General features: G+C 71.7%; 17 protein-coding genes. 10 read left to right on the forward strand and 7 right to left on the reverse strand.

The window, feature by feature from the left end; all coding sequences use genetic code 11:
• Window position 1: 1 nt before the first annotated feature.
• Together KCQ71_RS16310 and KCQ71_RS16315 are read right to left on the reverse strand one after the other, a co-directional pair.
• Window positions 2-652 (reverse strand): LuxR C-terminal-related transcriptional regulator, encoded by a 651-nt coding sequence (locus KCQ71_RS16310; RefSeq protein WP_223407787.1) that lies wholly within the window; start codon window positions 650-652, stop codon window positions 2-4.
• Window positions 649-1932: an ATP-binding protein gene (locus tag KCQ71_RS16315; protein ID WP_223407789.1), complete on the reverse strand. Its 1284-nt coding sequence runs from the start codon at window positions 1930-1932 to the stop codon at window positions 649-651. Before KCQ71_RS16315 ends, KCQ71_RS16310 begins: the two co-directional genes overlap by 4 nt.
• A gap of 193 nt (window positions 1933-2125) precedes the next feature.
• Here KCQ71_RS16315 and KCQ71_RS16320 point away from each other — a divergent pair, with 193 nt between their 5' ends.
• Together KCQ71_RS16320 and KCQ71_RS16325 are read left to right on the forward strand one after the other, a co-directional pair.
• Window positions 2126-3805 carry a PspC domain-containing protein gene (locus KCQ71_RS16320; RefSeq protein WP_223407791.1) on the forward strand — a complete coding sequence of 560 codons (1680 nt, stop codon included), beginning with the start codon at window positions 2126-2128 and terminating at the stop codon, window positions 3803-3805.
• Window positions 3802-4284, forward strand: coding sequence for a hypothetical protein (locus tag KCQ71_RS16325; RefSeq protein WP_223407793.1), 483 nt, complete (start codon window positions 3802-3804; stop codon window positions 4282-4284). Before KCQ71_RS16320 ends, KCQ71_RS16325 begins: the two co-directional genes overlap by 4 nt.
• A gap of 84 nt (window positions 4285-4368) precedes the next feature.
• Here KCQ71_RS16325 and KCQ71_RS27690 read toward each other — a convergent pair whose 3' ends face one another.
• The gene (locus KCQ71_RS27690; RefSeq protein WP_223407795.1) at window positions 4369-5535 is read right to left on the reverse strand and encodes a glycosyltransferase family 4 protein; all 1167 of its coding nucleotides are present in this window, start codon (window positions 5533-5535) and stop codon (window positions 4369-4371) included.
• Between the two features lie 138 nt (window positions 5536-5673).
• Here KCQ71_RS27690 and KCQ71_RS16335 point away from each other — a divergent pair, with 138 nt between their 5' ends.
• Window positions 5674-6441, forward strand: coding sequence for a methyltransferase domain-containing protein (locus KCQ71_RS16335; RefSeq protein WP_223407796.1), 768 nt, complete (start codon window positions 5674-5676; stop codon window positions 6439-6441).
• A gap of 13 nt (window positions 6442-6454) precedes the next feature.
• Here the strand turns inward: KCQ71_RS16335 and guaA are convergent, their stop codons facing one another.
• On the reverse strand, window positions 6455-8029 hold the full coding sequence (guaA, locus tag KCQ71_RS16340; protein WP_223407798.1) for a glutamine-hydrolyzing GMP synthase: 1575 nt from the start codon (window positions 8027-8029) through the stop codon (window positions 6455-6457).
• A gap of 22 nt (window positions 8030-8051) precedes the next feature.
• Window positions 8052-8444 (reverse strand): DUF3817 domain-containing protein, encoded by a 393-nt coding sequence (locus tag KCQ71_RS16345; RefSeq protein ID WP_223407799.1) that lies wholly within the window; start codon window positions 8442-8444, stop codon window positions 8052-8054.
• Window positions 8445-8552: 108 nt separating this feature from the next.
• On the opposite strand from KCQ71_RS16345, the gene KCQ71_RS16350 reads away from it, so the two are divergent.
• The 3 genes from KCQ71_RS16350 to KCQ71_RS16360 all read left to right on the forward strand — a co-directional run bounded on the left by KCQ71_RS16350 (window position 8553) and on the right by KCQ71_RS16360 (window position 12964).
• Window positions 8553-9389 carry a hypothetical protein gene (locus KCQ71_RS16350; RefSeq protein WP_223407800.1) on the forward strand — a complete coding sequence of 279 codons (837 nt, stop codon included), beginning with the start codon at window positions 8553-8555 and terminating at the stop codon, window positions 9387-9389.
• An 81-nt stretch (window positions 9390-9470) separates the two neighbouring features.
• Window positions 9471-11234, forward strand: coding sequence for an ABC transporter ATP-binding protein (locus KCQ71_RS16355; protein ID WP_223407801.1), 1764 nt, complete (start codon window positions 9471-9473; stop codon window positions 11232-11234).
• Window positions 11231-12964: an ABC transporter ATP-binding protein gene (locus KCQ71_RS16360; protein WP_223407802.1), complete on the forward strand. Its 1734-nt coding sequence runs from the start codon at window positions 11231-11233 to the stop codon at window positions 12962-12964. Before KCQ71_RS16355 ends, KCQ71_RS16360 begins: the two co-directional genes overlap by 4 nt.
• Window positions 12965-13002: 38 nt before the next feature.
• Here KCQ71_RS16360 and KCQ71_RS16365 read toward each other — a convergent pair whose 3' ends face one another.
• Entirely contained in the window at window positions 13003-13839 is an 837-nt protein-coding gene (locus tag KCQ71_RS16365) for an SURF1 family protein (RefSeq protein WP_223407803.1), read from the reverse strand.
• A 145-nt stretch (window positions 13840-13984) separates the two neighbouring features.
• Here KCQ71_RS16365 and KCQ71_RS16370 point away from each other — a divergent pair, with 145 nt between their 5' ends.
• The 4 genes from KCQ71_RS16370 to KCQ71_RS16385 all read left to right on the forward strand — a co-directional run bounded on the left by KCQ71_RS16370 (window position 13985) and on the right by KCQ71_RS16385 (window position 20782).
• Window positions 13985-16507 (forward strand): phosphoketolase family protein, encoded by a 2523-nt coding sequence (locus tag KCQ71_RS16370; protein WP_223407805.1) that lies wholly within the window; start codon window positions 13985-13987, stop codon window positions 16505-16507.
• A complete protein-coding gene (pta, locus tag KCQ71_RS16375) occupies window positions 16507-18573 on the forward strand; it encodes a phosphate acetyltransferase (RefSeq protein WP_223407807.1) in 2067 nt (688 codons plus the stop codon). The genes KCQ71_RS16370 and pta overlap by 1 nt, the downstream gene beginning before the upstream one ends.
• Entirely contained in the window at window positions 18570-19772 is a 1203-nt protein-coding gene (locus KCQ71_RS16380) for an acetate kinase (protein ID WP_223407809.1), read from the forward strand. The genes pta and KCQ71_RS16380 overlap by 4 nt, the downstream gene beginning before the upstream one ends.
• 149 nt (window positions 19773-19921) lie before the next feature.
• On the forward strand, window positions 19922-20782 hold the full coding sequence (locus KCQ71_RS16385; RefSeq protein WP_223407811.1) for a sugar phosphate isomerase/epimerase family protein: 861 nt from the start codon (window positions 19922-19924) through the stop codon (window positions 20780-20782).
• 70 nt (window positions 20783-20852) lie between these two features.
• Here KCQ71_RS16385 and KCQ71_RS16390 read toward each other — a convergent pair whose 3' ends face one another.
• Window positions 20853-22247, reverse strand: a complete 1395-nt coding sequence (locus KCQ71_RS16390) for a class II fumarate hydratase (RefSeq protein ID WP_223407813.1) — start codon at window positions 22245-22247, stop codon at window positions 20853-20855.
• Window positions 22248-22434: the final 187 nt, after the last annotated feature.

Below are 22434 nucleotides of genomic sequence, written 5' to 3' on the forward strand. Positions count from 1 at the left end.
GCTACAACAACCTTCGCACGGCGGCCCAGCGGGTCAACTCGTGCCGGGACGAGAGCTGCAGTTTGCGCAGGACGGCGGAGACGTGCGTCTCGACGGTCTTGATGGAGATGAACAGCTCGCTGGCGACCTCGCGGTAGGTGTATCCGCGAGCGATCAGGCGCATCACCTCCTGCTCGCGTGCGGACAACCGGTCCAGCTCGTCGTCGGTGACGGCGACGTCCGCAGCGGCGGTGCCGAACGCGTCCAGCACGAACCCGGCCAGGCGCGGCGAGAACACCGCATCACCGGAGGCCACCCGACGCACCGCATCGGACAGGTCTGCTCCGTTGATCGCCTTGGTCACGTACCCGCGCGCACCGGCCCGGATCACCGAGACCACGTCCTCGCTGGCGTCCGAGACCGACAGCGCGAGGAACGTGACATCGCCCAGCACGTCAGCGCAACCGGCCAGCACCTCCGCCCCGCCCCCGCCCTGCCCACCGGGCAGATGCACGTCCAGCAGTACGACGTCGGGCCTGAGCGTGTGCACCACGGAGATCGCGGAGGGCACGTCGTCCGCCTCGCCGACGACCTCGAGGTCGTCGGCGAGCTCGGACCGAACACCCGCCCGGATCATCCGGTGGTCGTCGACGAGTACCAGTCGCAGGGTCATGTCTCTTCGCCTCCATCGCTGCGGGGCATCCTCAGATGAATCTCGGTGCCCCGCGTGGCATCACTTCGGATCGTCGCGCTGCCGCCGTGCCGGCGCATCCGGTCCAGGATCGAGTCCCGCACCCCGTGCCGGTCGTCGGGCACGGCGGCCAGGTCGAAGCCGTCGCCGCGGTCCCGGACGAACACGTCCACGCTCTCGGCGCCGATCTCCACGTACAGCGAGATCGGTGGCCGGCCATGCTCGACGGCGTTGGCGAGGGCTTCGCGGGCGGCAGCGGCCAACGGTGTGGTGCCGTCGTCGGGCCGGGCATCGCCGGCCGTGACCACGTCGATCGGGACGCCACGGGCGTCCTCCACCTCCGCCGCGACCTGACGCACCATCGCGGCGACCGAGTCGCCGACCTCGGGCCGGTCGGAGTACAGCCAGTCCCGCAGCTCGCGCTCCTGCGCCCGGGCCAGGCGCCGCACGTACTGCGGGTCGTCGGCGCGGGAACGGATCAGGGACAGGGTCTGCAGGACGGAGTCGTGCAGGTGGGCGGCGATGTCCGCCCGCTCGGCCTCGCGGGCACGCGCGGCCCGTTCAGCGACGAGCTCGCGCCACAGGCGCAGCCCCAGCGGCGCGAGCACGACGGCGGCCCCGGCCAGGATGGCGAGGCCCGCGACCGCACCGCGGAGCACCTCGGGGAACGTCTGCCCCTGACCGACCAGCATCAGAACACCGACCAGGGCCAGCGCGAGGCCGCCGCCGACGCGCAGCACCACCGTGGACTTGCGGGCCGGCTCCCCCGCCTGGCGCTGCCGCTCGACGGCGCCGAGCTGGCTCCACGCGAGCGCGGCGCCACCGAGCAGGACCAGGACCGGCAGGATCCAGGTCGACGCGACGTCGAGGTCCGCGCGGGTGGCGAGCAGGGAGCCCGCGACGACGATGAGGACGACGGCGAGCACCACGTCCCCGATGGGACGGGCGGCGGTGCGCGAGCGGAGCCTTGGCACGAGCCGGCTGAGCCGGGTGGGCCGGGCCTGTGCGGCTTCCTCCTGCGGGTCCCCGGTCGGGACGGTGAGCAGGAACCAGACGTAGAGCGCGACCCCGGCGCCGAGGAACAGGCTGAGCACGACGAACGCGATCCGCACCCATCGCACGTCGACGCCCAGGTGCGCGGCCAGGCCGGCGCAGACCCCACCGAAGACGCGGCCCTCCCGGATCCGGCGCAGCGGAACGTAGCCCGTGGACCGCCAGGGCGGGGTCCAGGGCCGGCTCATGCGGACGTCGGGTTGACTCACCTCGCCATCGTGGCATGCCGTGGCGGCGATAGGGCGGCCGGAGGCCCGATCCCGGCGGGAATCAGGGGCCGCTGAGGCCGATATCAGGGGATCCCCCGATCGGCATGCGCATCCCGGACGCGCAGGCGGATCAGGGGCGGTTCAGGGTCATACCCGATGGTCGGCGACGGCGGGCGGGAGTTGACTTGGGGCCATGAGCACAGACAACTCCGCCGGCCCCCCGCCGGCACCACCGGCACCGGGGCAGTCGAGCACCGATGCCTTCTTCGACTCGCTCCGGCGCACCCGGATGCCCCGGACCACGGACCGGTGGATCGGCGGTGTGGCCGCCGGCGTCGCGCGGCGCCTGAACATCGACCCGCTGATCGTGCGTGGCGTGCTGGTCGTCATGACCCTGTTCGGTGGCCTGGGCCTGTTCCTGTACGGGATCGGCTGGGCGCTGCTCCCGGAGGAGACCGACGGCCGGATCCACCTCCAGGAGGCGATCCGGGGCCGGTTCGACGCGGCCCTCGCCGGGGCGATCGCGTTCGCGCTGGTGGGTGCGTCCCGGCTCGGGTTCTGGTGGGACAACATGTGGTGGGGCGGCGAGTTCTTCGGCACCATCCTGGTGCTCGGGGCGATCGCCCTGGTGATCTGGCTGATCGTCGTCGCGCAGCGCAGCGGCAAGGGCCGCACGTCGCAGCCGCCGAGCCAGCCGGCCGGGGCCGTGCCGCCGGTGCCTGCGGCGCCCGGGCCCTCGACCGGCCCGACCGGGGCCCCGACGACGAGCTGGCCCTCGACGACCGGGCCGGCGAACCCTGTCAACGGAGCACCTGGTCAGAGCGCGGACCACGGCCCGGCCACCTGGGCGAACGCCGCCGCGCCGTCCGAGGTGCAGCCCGCCACCGGGACCACACCGGCCGGCGAGAACGACCCGGCGCTCGGTGACACCGGCCCCGCGTTCGGAGCGGGCGAGCACGGCACCGGCGGGACCGACCCGGTCTCAGTCGCCGGTGCGAGCACGGCCGGCTGGTCCGGCCGCGTCGAGCCGACGTACACCGCGGCCAACGGAGGGAACTCCGCGACCTACGGGTCGCCGTCGGGCCCTGAGTACCCGGCCGTCCCTGCGGCCGCGTGGACCCCGACTCCCGCGCCCCGGCGCGCCCCGGTGCCCGCCAGGCCCTCGACACCCGGTCCGGGCAAGGCTCTGACCCGCATCGTGTTCGGCCTGTCGCTCGTGACGATCGCGGGGTTGTGGCTGCTCGACTACGTGGGTGGCGTGGCCGTCGGTGGCTGGCTGACCGGCGTCGGCGTCGTGCTGGTCCTGTTCGGGATCGGCGTCCTGGTCGCGGGTCTGCTCGGGCGCCGGTCCGGTGTGATCGGCGGCCTCGCGGTCCTGATCGCGCTGGTCGGGGTGCCCTGGGCCGCGGTCGAGGGATCGACGAACTTCGGCGACTTCAACTGGACGGAGTCAGGTAGCTACGGTGATGCACGCTGGGTCCCCCAGGACGCGGCCGAGCTCGAGGGCGGCTTCGACGACATCGCGGGTGGCGAGGTGACCGTCGACCTCACCGAGTTGGAGGGCAGTGTCCGGCTCGGCGAACCGGTGCAGCTCGGCCTCGGCGCCGGCCAGCTCAACCTCCGCGTTCCCGAGGGGATGTCGGTACAGATCCAGGCGCAGGTCCTCGGCGAGGTCGTCGCCCGGACCAGCGATGGCTGGGAGGGCGGCTTCGCCGACGACCCAGCCAGGCCCATCGAGAACAACCAGTGGCGAACCAGCCCGAGCCGCGGGGTCGTCCTGATCTCGCCCGCCGGTCAGGTCGGCGAGCCCGACCTGACCATCGTGATCGACGCCGGTGTCGGCGAGATCCGGATCATCGAGGAGTCCGCATGACCGAGAACCCCAACCACGCCGAGTCCCCGGCCGAGTCCGGGTCGCCCACCGAGGCGCTCGGATCGACCGGATCGGACACCGGCGACCACAACCGCCCGAGCATCATGGAGGCCGCGAACATGCTGGAGACCGAGGCGAAGGCGGCGCCGGAGCCGACCGAGGCCGGGTCACCGTCCTGGTACGAGGAGTCCCTTCGGGACGAGGCCGCGCTGAGGTCCGAGCCGACCGCGGTGCCGGCGCCATCCGTTGCGTCGCAGCCGCCGGCCGTCGGGTACTCACCGGGTACCCCGGCGCCGCGGGAGCGGACCCGGGTGGGCACCATCGTGTGGGGGCTCGTGCTGGTCCTGCTCGGCGTCGCGGTGGTCGCGATCGGACTCGGGTTCGAGCTGGACCTCGAAGTCTTCCTCATCGGCCTGCTCGGCATCGCCGGCGTCGGGCTGCTGGTCGGCACCGCGATCTCGGCGCTGCGCGGTCGCTGACGCGCTGGTCTGAACGTCAACGGGGCGATTCCGAGGCACCGGATGCCTCGGAATCGCCCCAGAACACGTCCGGAGGTGACTCGTTCAGATCAGCCGCCTCGCTCGGGCGTAGAGCTCGTCCGCGCGGGCCAGCACCTCGGTCCAGCCCACCGCCGGTGCCACCCTCGCGTTGTGCTCACGGATCCGCGCCAGCAGGCGCGGGTCCGTGGCCAGTTCCACGAGGGCATCGGTGAGGCCGGCGTCCCCGGTCCGGAGGAATCCGTCAAGGCCGTCCGTGACGAACTCACCGATGCCGGTGCCGGCGTTCGCGACCACCGCGAGCCCGGCGGCGCGGGCCTCCAGTGGCGCGATCCCGAACGCCTCGAGCCGGGCCGGGGCGACGAACACGTCCTGGTCCCGGTAGAGCGTCGGGAGCACGTCCCGTGGCACCCGGCCCAGCAGCGTGACCACGTCCTCGAGCCCGCTGGCGGCGATCTCGGCCCGCACCGCCGCCTCCGCCGGTCCGCTGCCGGCGATGCTCAGCCGGATCCTCGGCCGCCCATGCTCGTCGCGTCCCAGCCGCTCGGCCGCGGCGCCGACGAGCTGCACCAGCGGAACGGCGCGCTTGCGCGGTGCGAGCCGCTGGGTCGCCACGACCCGGAGCACCCCCGGCTCGGCCCCGGCGAGCGGCGCGGCCGCGGCGGCCCGCCAGGGCGCGAGGTCCAGGCCGTTCGGAAGCACGGTGACGTCGTCGCGGCGCAGCGCGTGCGCCACCCGCTCGGCTGCCACCGTGCTGACGGCGCTCGGCGCGAGCCGTGCCTCGTGCCAGCCGCCGGCCCGGGCGCCGAGGCGGACCGCCGGCTCCACGCCGTCGAGCATGCAGTGCCAGGTGATGGCCAGTGGCAGGCCGAGGTCGCGGGCGGCGCGGGCGCCGTCGAACGCGAACGGGCTGACCACCCCCGCGTGCACGTGCACCACGTCCGGCTGCAGGATCTCCAGCGCCCGCCGCACCAGAGCGCGCCCGTTCGGGTGGACGGGCAGCCCGAACGTGACCGGGGAGGCGATCCGGTGAACCCGCACCCCGGCGGCCTCGGTGGTGGTGGTCCGGTAGCGGCTGCGGCCCGCCTCGACGGCGTCCGCGGCCAACGCGGTCGCGGTCAGCACGTGCACCGCGTGCCCCGCGGCGCCCTGGTGGGTGGCGAGGTCCTCGACCTGTGACTCGATGCCGCCGACGCGCGGCGCATAGCAATCGGAGACGTGGACGATCCGCACGCCCCACTGTAACCAGCACTGACGGCCCCGACCCCGATGCTTGGAGACACGACCCGCGCGCCGGGGCTGGTCATCGGGACCGATGCGAGATATCTTGACATCGAGATAACTATCTTGACATCGAGAGATCGGACACCGATGACCACCTGGGACCCGGCCACCTACCTCGCCTACGCCGACGAGCGCTCGCGCCCGTTCCTCGACCTCCTCGCCCGGGTGGACGGTGACGTGGCCAGCATCGCCGACCTCGGCTGCGGCCCGGGTCACCTGACGGCCCCGCTTCGGGCGCGCTGGCCGCACGCGGCGATCGTGGGCGTGGACTCCAGTCCCGAGATGATCGAGCGGGCACGCGCCGAGCACGCCGCCGACGGCGTCACCTACGTGTGCGCCGACCTCACCTCGTGGGAGCCGGCCGCGCCGGTGGACCTGCTCGTCTCGAACGCGACGCTGCAATGGGTGCCGGGGCACCTCGACGTCCTCCCCCGGCTCGCGGGCGCCGTCGCGCCCGGCGGCACGCTCGCGTTCTCGGTGCCGGGCAACTTCGACGAGCCCAGCCACGTGCTGCTGCGCGACCTCGCACGGCGAGCGCCCTACGCGGCACACACGGCCGCCGTCGTCCATCCCTCGTCGCACGACGGCGCCACCTACCTGGCCGCGCTGGCGGCGGCCGGGTGGCGCGTGGACGCCTGGGAGACCACCTACCTGCACGTGCTCGACGGCGAGGATCCGGTGCTGCGGTGGATCCTCGGCACCGGTGCACGCCCGGTGGTCCAGGCGCTGCCCGACGACCTGCGCGAGCAGTTCACCGCCGAGTACGGGGCGCTGTTGCGCCCGGCCTACCCGACCCGCCCGCACGGCACGGTGCTGCCGTTCCGGCGCGTGTTCGTGGTTGCCACCCGCACCTGAGCCGGCCGGGCCGTCACTCCCACTCGATGGTGCCCGGCGGCTTGCTGGTCACGTCCAGCACCACCCGGTTGACCTCGGCCACCTCGTTCGTGATCCGGGTCGAGATCTTCGCCAGCACGTCGTACGGGAGGCGGGTCCAGTCCGCGGTCATGGCGTCCTCGGAGGACACCGGCCGGAGCACGATCGGGTGGCCGTAGGTACGGCCGTCGCCCTGCACGCCCACCGAGCGCACGTCCGCCAGGAGCACCACGGGGCACTGCCAGATCTCGCGGTCGAGCCCCGCGGCCGTCAGTTCCTCGCGGGCGATGGAGTCCGCCGCGCGCAGCGTCTCGAGGCGTTCGGCAGTGATGTCCCCGACGATCCGGATGCCCAGGCCGGGACCGGGGAACGGCTGGCGCCAGACGATCGTCTCCGGCACCCCGAGCTCCAGGCCGACCGCGCGCACCTCGTCCTTGAACAGGGCCCGTAGCGGCTCGATCAGCTCGAACTGCAGGTCATCGGGCAGCCCGCCGACGTTGTGGTGGGACTTGATGTTCGCGGCGCCCTCACCGCCACCGGACTCGACCACGTCCGGGTAGAGGGTGCCCTGCACGAGGAACTTCACGTCCTCGCCGTGCGCGCCGGCCTCGGCGACCACCTCGCGGGCGGCGTCCTCGAACACCCGGATGAACTCCCGGCCGATGATCTTGCGCTTGGTCTCCGGGTCGCTGACGCCCGCGAGCGCGTCCAGGAACCGCTGCTTGGAGTCGACGACCTTGAGCCGCACCCCGGTCGAGGCCACGAAGTCGGTCTCGACCTGCTCGGCCTCACCGGCGCGCAGCAGCCCGTGGTCGACGAACACACAGGTGAGCTGGTCACCGATCGCGCGCTGCACGAGCGCCGCGGCCACCGAGGAGTCCACCCCCCCGGAGAGCCCGCAGATCACCCGGGCGCCGCCGACCTGCTCGCGGATCGCTGCCACCTGGTCCGCGATCACGTTGCCGGGCGTCCAGTCCCCGGCCAGGCCCGCGCCGTCGTACAGGAAGTTCTCCAGCGCCTTCTGGCCGAACTCGGAGTGCTTGACCTCAGGGTGCCACTGCACCCCGTAGAGCCGGCGGGTGCGGTCCTCGAACGCGGCGACCGGAGAACCCGAAGATGTCGCGAGCACGTCGAAGCCGGCCGGCGCCGCGTGCACCGCGTCCCCGTGCGACATCCACGTGGTCTGTTCGGTGGGCGACCCGGCCAGCAGGGTGCCCTCGGATCTCACCTGCACCGGGGTGCCGCCGTACTCGCGCGCCCCGGTGTGGGCGACGGTGCCGCCGAGCGCGGCGGCCATCGCCTGGAAGCCGTAGCAGATCCCGAACACGGGTACGCCGGCGTCGAACAGCGCGGGGTCCACCGCCGGGGCGCCGTCGGCGTAGACGGACGCGGGTCCGCCGGAGAGCACGATCGCCGCCGGATCCTTGGCCAGGATCGCTTCCACGCTCATGGTGTGCGGGACGATCTCGGAGTAGACCTTCGCCTCGCGCACCCGGCGGGCGATGAGTTGGGCGTACTGGGCCCCGAAGTCGACGACGAGGACGGGCCGGTGCGGGGTGGGGGCGCTCACAGCACCCAAGGATACGGCCCGGTCACGGCGTCTCGGCGCGCGCGGCCAGCGTCTGGTCCACCCAGTCGCGGGCCTTGCCCTCCATCACGAACGACAGCACCGGCACCACGCCACCGGCGATCAGGGCGGCGATCCGGCCGAAGCTCCAGCGCATCCGGCTCCACAGATCGAACACGGTCACCGCGTACACCACGTAGATCCAGCCGTGCACGAACGCGATCCAGGACCCGATCACCGGGTTCGCGCTGCCCGTCGCATCGACGCCGTTCACCTGCACGATGTACTTGAGCACCATCTCCAGGCAGAGCAGCAGAAGCATGCCGCCGGTGACGAACGCCATGATCCGGTAGCGGGTGAACGCGCCGCGGTCCTTCATGTCCCGGGCGTCGGCGTTGGTCGCATTCGTGTCCGTCATGGGGCCATTGTCGCCCGTCCCGCCGGGTGCGGGGAAACCCGCGGGCCGTGCCCGACGGCGGTCGGCGCCGGCACCGGTCGGTAGCCTGTGCGCGGAGAGGGGTGGGCGATGACCCGACGGCGGTGGCTGCTCGTGGCGGCGGTGCTCGCCGTGGTGGTCGTGATCGTGGTGCTCGCGACCCGTGGCGGTGGTGCGTCCGCCGAGCGGTCCGAGTCGATCACGCAGTGGGACGCCGACCTGCGGTCGTGGGAACAGGAGCGGCTCGCGCAGTTCGGGCCCGACGGCGTCCTGGTGCCGACGCCGCAGCCGCTCAGTGCCGTGGTGCTCGGGTCCGCGGACGCCCCGGTGCTGGCTGGTGCGAAGCCCGGCGAGTCGCTCGACGCGGTGAACGGGGCCTGCACGGCGCAGGCGTCCTTCCCGGAGGTGGTGCGGGGTGTGCCCGCACCCCCGGCCGCACCGGCCGGTCTGGACCTTGAGCACCCCGACACGGAGACGGTCGTGGCCCGGTTCGATGCGGACCGGGCGGCCCTGGCCGCGTTCGTTGGCGCCGTCGGCACGGACGAGCCGCAGGTGCGGCAGTTCTGCGGTACGTACCCGGTGCTGGTCGCCGCGCATGCGAACGCGGCCACGACCGGTCCGGCTGAGGCGAACCTCCAGCTCGCGGATGCGCTCGCGACCCAGTGCTACCTGTCCGGTTGGGAGCCGGTGTGTGCGGCCGGCGCCGACTCGGCGCGGGACGTGGCCACCGCCCAGGCGGGTGGCGACGCGGCCGCGACCGACGCAGCCGCGGCGGCAGCCGACGCCGCCCACGCGCAGGCCACGACCGCCGTCGGACTCGGTTCCGACCGCACCGGTACGGCGGCTGCGCTGGTTGCGATACTGGCCACCTGGGACTCCGATACGAGCGCCGCGCTCACGGCGTTCACGGACGCGCTCGGCGACTGAACGGCGGCCGCGGTGCCGCAGTGGCGCACACCACTGAAATCAGTTGGATCGGCGCGGGTGCGAGGCATACCGTTGCCTCTCGTGCGTCCCCTCCCCGAGGCCGATCCCGGCCGCCCTCCCCTGACCTCCCCTGCCGCCTTCATGTGGTGGCAGACGAAGCGTCAATGGGGCGTGCTCGTCGGCGCCGTCATCGTCGGCATCATCGGCGCCGTCTGCCAGGCTGCGGTGCCGTTCGTGCTCGGCCGCGCCATCGACGGCGGCCTCGAGCACGGCCTGTCGCCGTCGCTGCTGCGGTGGTGCCTGATCCTCGCCGGCATCGGCGTGGTCTCACTGTTCACCGGGGCGTTCGGGCACCGGCTCGACGTGGTCAACTGGCTGCGCGCATCCCTGAACACGAGCCAGCTCATCGGCCACCACGTGGCCAGCACCGGCTCGGCGATCACCCGGGAGCTGCCCACCGGTGAGGTCGTCGCCACCGTCGCCTCGGACGCGCTGCGCCTCGGTGAGATCTACGCCCAGGCGGCCCGCCTGCTCGGCGGGCTCGTCACCTACATCCTGGTCGCCGTCGTGCTGCTGCAGAGCTCGGTCTCGCTCGGGGTGGCCGTGCTCATCGGCCTGCCCGTGGTCGCAGCAGTCCTCGCACTCCTGGTCCGCCCCCTACAGCGGCGCCAGGCGATCCAGCGTGAGGCCGCCGGGCGGCTGACCACGTTGGGCGCGGACACGGTGTCCGGGCTGCGGATCCTGCGTGGCATCGGCGGCGAAGAGGTCTTCGCGGGCCGGTACCGCGAGCAGTCCCAGAAGGTCCGGGCCGCGGGTACCGCCGTCGCGCAGACGCAGTCCACGCTGGACGCCCTGCAGACCCTGCTGCCTGGGCTGTTCCTCGCCGGGGTGGTCTGGTACGGCGCTCACCTGGCGCTCGCCGGGGAGATCACACCCGGCCAGCTCGTCACGTTCTACGGCTACGCCGCGTACCTGACCCAGCCGCTGCGCGCCGCCACCCAGGCCGTCCAGTCCGGGACCCGGGCCGTGGTCGCGAGCCGCAAGATCATCAAGGTCCTCCAGGTCACCCACGACGTCCCCGACACCGGCACCGAAGCGGCGCCGCCCGCCGGGTCCGAACTGTCCGACTCCGACTCCGGCCTGGTTGCCCACCCGGGGCAGTTCCTCGCCGTGGTGAGCGCGGACCCGGACGCCTCCGCCGAGATCCTGGCCCGGATGGCCCGGCAGCACGACACCGCCGACGGGGCCGAGAAGGCCGGCGACGTGCGCTGGGGCGAACGGCTCCTCACCGACGTGCCGCTGGCGCAGGTGCGCGAGCGGATCGTGCTCAGTGAGGCCACCCCGGCCCTGTTCACCGGTCCGCTGACCGAGGAGCTCGACACCCGCGAGCGCGCGGACCGCGCCGACCTCGAGTCCGCGCTCGCGACGTCCGACGCCGGCGACGTCCTCGACTCCATCCCCGATGGCCTCGACGGCACGATGACGGAGAAGGGCCGGTCCCTGTCCGGCGGCCAGCGCCAGCGGGTCGCGCTGGCTCGGGCCCTGCTCACGGAAGCCGAGATCCTGCTCCTGGTGGAGCCCACCAGCGCCGTGGACGCGCACACGGAGGCGCGGATCGCGGCGAACCTGACCCGCGCCCGCGCCGGCCGCACCACCGTGGTGGTTTCGGCCAGCCCGCTCGTGCTCGACCAGGTCGACGAGGTCGCCTTCGTCTCCGACGGCCGGGTCGAGGTCCGCGGCGGACACCGCGCTCTGCTCGAGATGGCCGACGCCGGGCACCCCGGCGCGCTCGCCTACCGGAACGTCGTCAGCCGCGCCACGGCAGAACAGGAGGTGGCCCGATGAAACTGCCCATCGCGGATACCGCAACCATGCGCGCCATGACCGGCGACCTGCTGCGCCGCTACCGCGGCGAGCTGACCGGCGTCGTCGGGCTGCACACCCTGTCCGCCGTCGCCGGCCTGCTCGGGCCGTGGCTGCTCGGGATGATGGTCGACGGCGTGATCGGCGGCACCACCGCCGGTGCGCTGAACACCATGGTCGCGATCCTCGTGGCGGCGGTCCTCGCCCAGACCGTGCTCACCAAGTTCGCCCAGCGCTCCTCGATGCTGCTCGGCGAGAAGGTGTTCGCCGGGCTGCGCGAGGAGTTCATCTCCCACGTCACGACGCTCCCGCTGTCCACCGTGGAACGGGCCGGGACCGGGGACCTGGTGGCGCGCACCACGAACGACATCGACCGCGTCCAGCACACGGTGCGGTTCGGCGTGCCCCGCGTGCTCGTCTGCATCATCACGATCGTGCTCACGGTGGTCGCTGCGGTCATGGCGAACTGGCTCGTCGCCCTGGCGATGTTCGCCGGCGCCCCGATCCTGATCGTGGTGACCCGGTGGTACCTGCGCCGGGCCACGAAGGGGTACCTGCGCGAGTCCGCGTCCTACGCCCGGATCAACGGCACCATCACCGAGTCGGTGGAGGGTGCCAGCACGGTGGATGCGTTGTCCCTGGGCCGGCGACGCCGCAAGCGGATCGACGCCGACATCGCCGAGGCGTTCGGCGCAGAGAAGTACACGCTGTACCTGCGCACGGTGTTGTTCCCCGGTCTGGACGCGGCCTTCATCCTGCCGATCATCGCCGTGCTGCTCTGGGGCGCGTACCTGATCTCGACCGGTCAGGCCGGGGTCGGTGCGGTGACCACGATCGCCTTGTACGCGGTGCAGGTGATGGGCCCGGTCGACGAGCTGATCTTCTGGATCGACGAGATCCAGGTGGGTGCCACGTCCCTGTCCCGGATCTTCGGGGTCTCCCTGGTGAAGGCGGACCGGGAGGCCGGCGGTGCGCGTCCGAGCGGCGAGGACATCGAGGCACGGGACCTGCACTACGCCTACCGCGAGGGTCACAACGTGCTGCACGGCATCGACCTGGACCTGAAGGTCGGCGAACGCCTGGCGGTGGTCGGCCCGTCGGGTGCCGGCAAGTCCACGCTCGGGCGGATGCTCGCCGGGATCCACCCGCCCACCGCCGGGACGGTCACGGTCGGGCAGGTCCCGCTCGTCGACCTGCCGCTGGAGGAGCTGCGTTCGCAGGTGGCCCTCGTGACCCAGGAACACCACGTGTTCGTGGGGACGCTCGCCCAGAACCTGCGCCTGGCCAAGATCGAGGCGGACGACGGCGAACTCGCCAGGGCGCTCGACGCCGTCGACGCGCTGGGCTGGGTGCGGGCGCTGCCGGAGGGTCTGGATACCGAGGTCGGTTCGGGTGGGGCGAAACTGACCCCGGCGCAGGCCCAGCAGATCGCGCTCGCCCGCCTGGTCCTCCTGGATCCGCACACGCTGGTGCTCGACGAGGCGACGTCGCTGCTCGACCCGCGCGCGGCCAGGCACCTGGAGCAGTCGCTGAACGCGGTCCTGGCCGGCCGCACCGTGGTGGCGATCGCGCACCGTCTGCACACGGCGCATGACGCCGACCGCGTGGCCGTGGTCGACGGTGGCCGGATCTCCGAGATCGGCCCGCACGAGGAACTGGTCGCGGCCGACGGCGAGTACGCCGCGCTCTGGCACTCCTGGCAGCAGGAGTAGGGGCGCCCCGCCCGCGCCGACCCACCGTGGGTGGGGGGTCAGGTGGTTCCGACGACCTCGGACTCGGTGCCGGTGGGGCTCTCGCCGCGTTCAGCGCGGGTGTGGCGCACCTCGTCGCGGACCATCCGCCACCAGAGCACCAGGGCGAAGCCGCCGAAGATCCACCACTCGGCCGCGTAGGCCAGGTTCTGGATGTTCAGTCCGCCACCCTCGATCACCGGGGCGCCGTACGGCCGCAGGTCCGCGTCGGCGGCGGGCTCCTGGACCTCCAGGACGAACTGCCCGGAGTAGATCGGCGTGCCCCACACGTTCGCCAGCGCCGCTGGACTGACCGCCTCGATCTCCTCGCCGGTCGCAGCCCCGACGGCGATGCCCGCCTGGGCCGGGTCCGGTCCACCCAGGTAGCCGGTCAGCTCGACCGGCCCGTTGGGCACGTCGAGGTGGGCGGCGTCGGGCTCGCTCACCCAGCCGCGTACCACCGGCAGGATCGCGGGCTCGCCGGCCCCGTCGCCGGGTTCGACCCGGAGCGCGGTGACCACCAGGTAGCCGCTCTGCCCGTCGAGCTCGCGATCGGGGACGAGGAACTGGTCCTCGGGGAGGTAGGTGCCGGTGACCGTGACCCGCTGGCCCACCATCGTCTGGGTGAACGGCGCCTGCGGGGCGACCACGGTCTCCATCGGCACCGGGGGCGCACTCTCGCGTTCGGCGGCCTCGACGGCGGCGGCCTGGTCACCACGGATCTGGGCGCGGTCCAGCTGCCAGGCGCCGAGCCGGATGCATAGCAGCGCGCCGGCCACGAGCAGCACGAAGATGCCGATCAGGCGGGGGCGGGTGGCCGCCCGCAGCCAGTCGGAGAACCCAGCGGACGCGTGCACCCATCCAGGTTACGCGTCGCGCCGGGTTGTCCCGGCCGGTGCACACCCCGGCGGTCCTCACCTGGGACCGAAGTCACTCGCGCAACGGCCCCGGAACGGGCAGGCTAGGGCACGGCTGTGCTGTCGCTCACCGAGGGGTTGGACCATGTCCGTCACGTCATCCGTCACTTCCGATGCAGAATCCCGCCCACCGTCGACGCCGACGGGCCCATGGCAACACCGACCGGTCGCCGATCTCGACGCCGCCACGCTGAACACGCTGGACCGGTGGTGGCGGGCTGCGAACTACCTGTCCGTCGGGCAGATCTACCTGCTCGCGAACCCGCTGCTGCGGACCCCGCTGTCACGCGATGACGTCAAACCGCGGCTGCTCGGCCACTGGGGCACCACCCCAGGGCTGAACTTCGTCTACGCCCACCTGAACCGGGTGATCGCCGAGCGCGGTCAGTCCACCATCTACCTCACCGGCCCCGGTCACGGCGGGCCGGGCCTGGTCGCGAACTCCTACCTGGAGGGCTCCTACACCGAGACCTACCCGGACATCACCGCCGACGCGGAGGGCATGCGCCGGCTGTTCCGGCAGTTCTCCTTCCCCGGTGGCATCCCCTCGCACGTGGCACCGGAGACCCCCGGTTCCATCCACGAGGGCGGCGAGCTGGGCTACGTGCTCTCGCACGCCTACGGGGCCGCGTTCGACAACCCGGACCTACTGGTCGCGGCCGTCGTGGGCGACGGCGAGGCGGAGACGGGGCCGCTGGCCACCAGTTGGCACTCGAACAAGTTCGTCAACCCCGCCCTGGACGGTGTGGTCCTGCCGATCCTGCACCTGAACGGGTACAAGATCGCCAACCCGACGGTGCTGGCCCGCATCCCCGACGACGAGCTGCTCAGCCTGATGCGCGGGTACGGCCACAAGCCCCACCTGTTCGTCGGCGGCTTCGACGGCGAGGACCCGGCGGCCGCGCACGCCCGGTTCGCCACGCTGCTCGACGAGGTGTTCAACGAGATCGCCGAGATCAAGGCCTCGGCTGCCGCGGGCAACACCGACCGCCCCACCTGGCCGATGATCATCCTGCGCACCCCGAAGGGCTGGACCTGCCCGCCGGTGATCGACGGCAAGCAGGTGGAGGACTCCTGGCGCTCCCACCAGGTGCCGCTGGCCAGTGCCCGGGACACCCCCGAGCACCTCGAGGTCCTGCACGACTGGCTCACCTCCTACGGCGCCGAGGAGCTCTTCGACTCGGACGGCGTGCTGGCCTCCGACATCGCCGCGCTCGCCCCGGCCGGCGACCTCCGGATGAGCGCGAACCCACACGCCAACGGCGGTCTGCTGCTCCGCGACCTGCGCATGCCCGACTACACCGAGTTCGCCGTCGACGTGCCCGCCCCCGGCGCCGCGATCGCCGAGCCCACGAAGGTGCTCGGGCAATGGCTGACCGAGGTGATCCGGCGCAACCCGGACAACTTCCGGATCTTCGGCCCGGACGAGACCGCCTCGAACCGACTGCAGGCGGTCTACGAGGTCACGGACAAGCAGTGGAACGCCGGCTACCTCGAGACCGACTCCGACGACCACCTCGCCCGGGCCGGGCGCGTCATGGAGATGCTCTCCGAGCACCAATGCCAGGGTTGGCTCGAGGGCTACCTGCTCACCGGGCGGCACGGCCTGTTCAACTGCTACGAGGCGTTCATCCACATCGTCGACTCGATGTTCAACCAGCACGCCAAGTGGCTGGACGTCACCCGGGACATCCCGTGGCGGCGCCCGATCGCGAGCCTGAACTACCTGCTCTCCTCGCACGTGTGGCGGCAGGACCACAACGGGTTCTCCCACCAGGACCCGGGCTTCATCGACCACGTGATGAACAAGAAGTCCGAGATCGTCCGGGTCTACCTGCCGCCGGACGCCAACACGCTGCTGTCCACCTACGACCACTGCCTGCGCAGCCGCGACTACGTGAACGTCGTGGTCTCCGGCAAGCAGCCCGGACCACAGTTCCTCACCATGGACGAGGCCATCGCGCACTGCACCCGCGGCCTCGGCATCTGGGAGTGGGCCGGCACCGAGGTGATCGGCGAGGACCCGGACGTGGTGCTCGGCTGCGCCGGGGACATCCCGACCCTCGAGGTGCTGGCCGCGGCGGACCTGCTCCGCACGCACCTGCCCGACCTCAAGGTCCGCGTCGTCAACGTGGTGGATCTGATGCGCCTGCAGGACGAGCGCGAGCACCCGCACGGCCTGTCCGACCGGGACTTCAGCACCTACTTCACCGACACCAAGCCCGTCATCTTCGCCTACCACGGCTACCCGTGGCTGCTGCACCGGCTCACCTACCGCCGCACCGCCCACGCGAACCTGCACGTGCGCGGCTACAAGGAGGAGGGCACCACCACCACGCCGTTCGACATGGTGATGCTCAACGACCTGGACCGCTACCACCTGGTGATGGACGTCATCGACCGGGTGCCGGGCCTCGGGTCGAAGGCAGCCGGGCTGCGTCAGGAGATGTCCGACGCGCGCCTGCGCGCCCGGCGGTACACCCGCGAGCACGGCGACGACATCCCCGAGGTGCGGGACTGGGTGTGGCCGGACGCCGGGGACACCGGCACCGCCGAGGGTGGCCCGGCCCGCAGCGCCGCCGCGACCACCGCTGGAGACAACGAGTAATGGTGACCAATGTCTACGTGACCTCGCCCGAGGGGCACACCGGGAAGTCCTCGGTGGCCCTCGGGCTGGTCGAACTGTTCGTTCGCCGGGTCAAACGGGTCGGGGTGTTCCGGCCGGTGGCCCGTGGGGACGAGGGGCGGGACTCGGTGCTCGAGCTGCTGCTCGCGCACGACGGCGTCGACCTCACGTATGAGGAGGCGGTCGGGGTCACGTACGAGGACGTGCACGCCGACGCGGACGCCGCGCTGACCACCATCGTGCACAAGTACCGCGAGGTGGAGCGCCAGTGCGAGGTGGTGGTGATCGTCGGCTCGGACTACACCGATGTCGCCGGGCCCACCGAGCTCGCGTTCAACGCCCGCATCGCCGCGAACCTTGGCTCCGCCGTCGTGCTCGTCACCTCGGCCGTGGACCGCACCCCGGAGGACGTGCGCTCGATGGTGGACCTGTCCATCGCCGAGCTGAACGCCGCGCACGCGCGGGTGGTCGCCGTGGTCGCCAACCGCGCCGACCCGGCGCAGCTCGCCGCGATCGAGGCGACCCTGGCGGATCTGCCGCTGCCCGCCTGGGTGATGCCGGACGTGCCGCTGCTGTCCGCGCCGAGCGTGCGTGACCTGCTGATCGCGGTGGACGGGACCCTCGCCGCCGGCGACGACGAACTGCTCGACCGAGAGGCCGAGGAGCTCATCGTCGGCGGGATGACGATGGAGCACATCCTGGACCGGATCACCGACGGAGCCGTGGTCATCGTGCCCGGCGACCGCTCCGAGGTGGTGCTGGCCATGGTCGCCGCGCACGCCGCCGAGAGCTTCCCGTCCCTGGCCGGGCTGATCCTCAACGGCGGCTACGAGCCCACCGCCCAGATCGCCCGCCTGGTGGCCGGCCTCGGCCAACGGCTGCCGATCGTGACCACGCAGTACGGCACGTTCGGGACCGCGAGCCGGGTCGCGAAGACCCGCGGGCTGTTGTCCACCGGTTCCCAGCGCAAACTCGATGTCGCCCGCGCGACGTTCGAGTCCGCCGTCGACGGTGACCGCCTGCTCGACGCGGTCGACGTGCCGCGCAGCGAGGTCGTCACCCCGCTGATGTTCGAGTACGACCTGATCGAACGGGCCCGGTCCGCCCGCAAGCACGTGGTGCTCCCGGAGGGCGCCGACGACCGGATCCTGCGGGCCGCCAGCACCCTGCTCGCCCGGGACGTGGCCCAGCTGACCCTGCTCGGCGACGAGCAGGCGGTGCGGGCCCGCGCGAGCGAGCTCGGCCTGGATCTCACCGGCGCCGCGGTCCTGTCCCCCCAGGACCCCGACCTGCGGGAGCGGTTCGCGCAGGAGTACGCCCGGCTGCGGGCCCACAAGGGCATGACGGCGGAGCGAGCCCGGGAGATCGTCACCGACGTCTCCTACTTCGGCACCCTGATGGTGCACCTCGGCCTGGCGGACGGCATGGTCTCCGGCGCGCAGCACACCACCGCACACACGATCAAGCCATCGTTCGAGATCATCAAGACGGTGCCCGGGGTGTCCGTGGTGTCCTCCGTGTTCTTCATGTGCCTGGAGGACAAGGTGCTCGTGTACGGCGACTGCGCCGTGAACCCTGACCCCACCGCGGAACAGCTCGCGGACATCGCCGTCTCCTCCGCGGCCACGGCCGCGCAGTTCGGGGTGGACCCGCGGGTGGCGATGCTGTCCTACTCGACCGGGGAGTCCGGCTCCGGCGCGGACGTGGACAAGGTGCGCACCGCCACCGAACTCGTCCGCGAGCGCGCCGGCGACCTCGTGGTGGAGGGTCCGATCCAGTACGACGCCGCCGTGGACGCCTCCGTCGCGAAGACGAAGATGCCGGACTCGGAGGTCGCGGGCCGGGCGACGGTGTTCATCTTCCCGGACCTGAACACCGGCAACAACACCTACAAGGCGGTGCAGCGCTCCGCCGGTGCCGTCGCCGTCGGCCCGGTGCTGCAGGGCCTGAACAAGCCGGTCAACGACCTGTCCCGCGGCGCCCTGGTGCAGGACATCGTCAACACGGTCGCCATCACCGCCATCCAGGCCCAAGGAGCCGCCCTGTGAGCACGCACGTCCTCGTCGTCAACTCCGGATCGTCATCACTGAAGTACCAGGTGGTCGACGCCGAGACCGGGGCCGCGAGCGCCGTCGGGCTGGTGGAGCGGATCGGCCAGGAGTCCGGTGTGCTGACCCACTCGGTGGGCGGGGACAAGCCGGACAAGCACAGCATCGAACTGCCGGTTCCGAACCACACGGTCGCGATGGAGGCGATGGCGGATGCGTTCGCCGAACACGGGCCCTCGCTCGCCGAGGCCGGTCTGGTCGCGGTGGGGCACCGCGTGGTCCAGGGCGGTGCCAGGTTCGGCGGCTCGGTGCTGATCGACGACGAGGTGGTCGACATCATCGAGGACCTCTCCGACCTCGCTCCGCTGCACAACCCGCCGAACCTCGACGGCATCCGGGCCGCCCGGACCTCCTTCCCGGACCTGCCGCACGTGGCGGTGTTCGACACCGCGTTCCACCTGACCATGCCCGAGCACGCGGCGACCTACGCGATCGACCGGGAGGTCGCGGCGGCGCACCGGATCCGCCGCTACGGTGCGCACGGCACGTCCCACCAGTACGTGGCCCGCGAGGCGGCGGCCTTCCTCGGCATCGCCCGCGAGGAGTCGAACCTGATCGTGCTGCACCTGGGCAACGGGGCATCGGTCACCGCCGTGAAGGACGGGATCTCGGTGGACACCTCGATGGGGCTCACGCCCCTCGAAGGTCTCGTGATGGGGACCCGCACCGGTGACATCGACCCGGCCGTGGTGTTCCACCTGTCCCGGACCGCCGGGATGAGCATCGACGAGATCGACAACCTGATGAACCGCCGGTCCGGGATGCTCGGGCTCACCGGCATGGTGGACATGCGCGACATCGGCGACGCCGTGGCCGCCGGGGACGAAGCCGCCACGCTCGCGATGGAGGTGTACTGCTACCGGCTGCGCAAGTACATCGGCGCCTACACGGCGGTCCTCGGACGGGTCGACGCGATCGTCTTCACCGCCGGGATCGGGGAGAACAGCGACATCGTCCGGACCGGGGCGCTCACGGGCCTGGAGCGGTTCGGCATCCGGCTGGACGAGGCCGCGAACGCGGCACGCTCCGGCGGCATCCGGCGCATCAGTGCCGAGGGTTCCCCCGTGGCCGTGCTCGTGGTGCCCACCAATGAGGAGTTCGAGATCGCCCGCGAGTCGGTCGCCGTGGTCGGGCACTGACTGCATCGGGCGGCAAACCCCGGCAACCGGTGCCCACGGGACACGAACCTCGCCTAGCCTCGCCCGGAGGGGATGGCCGAAGACGTCCGTCCCTGTTCCAGCTGGGTCAACCCAGCGCACCCGATCACAATGAAGGAGAGTGCGGACAGATGGCCAAGATCGGCGTCCAGGCGATGATGCTCAAGGACAAGGTCAGTGAGCTCGGCGCGTACGACACGCTCGCGCGGATCAGTGACATCGGCTACCACGCCGTCGAGGTGTCCCAGATCCCGATGAACGAGGCGAATGTGGCCGAGATGGCTCGCGCCCGCACGGAGCTGGGTGTCGACTTCGGCGCGCTCTCCACGTCCCTCGACGCCGGACCGGAGGGCTCCGCGGACGCACTCACCTCGGACTTCGACAAGATCGTCGCCGACGCCAAGACCCTCGGCGCGTCCAACCTGCGCATCGGGATGCTGCCGTTGGCCCTGCTGGAGTCGTTGGACCAGGTGCTCGACTTCTGCCGCCGCTCCGACGAGCAGGCGCTCAGGCTGGCCGAGCACGGCATCACCCTCTACTACCACAACCACCACATCGAGTTCATGAAGTTCGACGGCCGGAGCCTGCTGGACATCATCAACGAGACCGCCCCGAACATGCGCCTCGAACTCGACGTGCACTGGGTCCAGCGCGGCGGCAACGACCCGGTCCGCACGCTGCGCAAGTACGCGGACCGCGCGGACCTGGTGCACCTCAAGGACTACCGCATCGGCGCGCTCGCACCGGAAGCGTTCAAGGCCCTCGCCGAGGGCGACCGCGGCACGTTCATGAAGGCCTTCAGCGAGGTCGTGCAGTTCGCCGAGGTGGGCGAAGGCACCCTGGACTTCAAGGCGATCGTTGACCAGTCGGTCGCCAACGGCGTGAAGTACATGTTCGTGGAGCAGGACCAATTGTACGGCCGGGACGTCCTCGACGCCCTGAAGATCTCCCACGACAACCTCGTCGACCTCGGCTTCGCCGACCTCTTCTGAGATCCAGCCGGCCCGAAACAGGCGAGCGGCCCCGGACGATCACTCGTCCCGGGCCGCTCGCCTGTTCGAGCTACGGGTGGGTCATCGAGGCGACGTCCAGCGCCGCGTCGAGCTGCTCCGGCGTCACCTCACCGCGCTCCACATAGCCGAGGTCCTCCACGGCCTGGCGGATCGTCAGGCCCTGCGCCACCGAGTGCTTGGCGATCTTCGCCGCCGCCTCGTAGCCGATGATCCGATTCAACGGGGTCACGATCGACGGCGAGGACTCGGCCAGCTCGCGGGCCCGCTCGACGTTCGCGGTGATCCCGTCAACGCATTTCGTGGCCAGGGCGCGGGAGGCATTCGCCAGCAGGTTGATCGACTCGAGCAGGTTCCTGGCCAGCACCGGCAGCATCACGTTCAGCTCGAAACTGCCACTGGCACCAGCGAACGCGATGGCTGCGTCGTTGCCGATCACCTGGGCGGCGACCATCAGGGTGGCCTCCGGGATCACCGGGTTCACCTTGCCCGGCATGATCGAGGACCCTGGCTGCAGGTCCGGCAGAGCGATCTCGCCGATACCGGCGCGCGGGCCGGAACCCATCCACCGCAGGTCGTTGCAGATCTTCACGAGCGAGACCGCGACCGTGCGCAGTTGGCCGGAGGTCTCCACCAGGGAGTCCTGTGCGCTCTGCGCCTCGAAGTGGTTCGGCGCCTCGGTCAGCGGCAGCCCGGTGTTCTCCGCGACCAGCGCGATCACGCGCTGGCCGAAGCCGGCCGGGGTGTTGATGCCGGTGCCGACAGCGGTGCCTCCGAGGGGCAGTTCGGCCAGCCTGGGCAGGGCGGAGGTCACCCGGGCGATCCCGTTGCGGATCTGTTGGGCGTAGCCGCCGAACTCCTGGCCGAGCATCACGGGGGTGGCGTCCATCAGGTGCGTGCGGCCCGCCTTGACGACGTCGGCGAACTCGGTCGCCTTTGCCTCGAGGGAGGTCGCGAGGACCTCCAGGCCGGGCAGGAGTTCGGTGATCACGGCCTCGGTGGCGGCGATGTGGATCGAGGCGGGGAACACGTCGTTGGAGGACTGCGACGCGTTCACATGGTCGTTCGGGTGCACGTCGGTGCCGGCCTCGGTGGCAAGGGTGGCGATGACCTCGTTGGCGTTCATGTTCGACGACGTCCCGGAACCGGTCTGGAAGACGTCGATCGGGAAGTGCTCGTCGAACTCGCCGGCGATGACCCGGTCCGCGGCGGAGCGGATCGCTTCCGCCCGCGCCCGGTCGAGGACTCCGAGCTCGGCGTTCGCCGTCGCCGCCGCGCGCTTGATCTGGGCCAGCGCGGCGATGTGGTGACGCGAGATTCCGGTGCCGGAGATCGCGAAGTTCTCCACCGCGCGTTGGGTCTGGGCGCGGTACTTGGCGTCCTTGGGAACCCGCACCTCCCCCATCGTGTCGTGCTCGATCCGGTATTCGGTCGCGTCCTGCGTCATCACTGCTCCGTGGTCGATGTCGGGGTCGGAGCAAGTATCTCAGCCGAGGACCCGACCGGTGGACCCGCGATACGTTCGGTCCGGGCCACCGGCTCCCTTCTTCGGGCTCACGGTCGCCTGCTCAGTGGGTTCGATGTCGGTTGTCGACGCGTGTCTCGACGCTCGCCCGCCGATGGTGACCACTGCC

The organism is Occultella gossypii, from assembly GCF_019947135.1.
GTDB lineage: Bacteria > Actinomycetota > Actinomycetes > Actinomycetales > Beutenbergiaceae > Occultella > Occultella gossypii.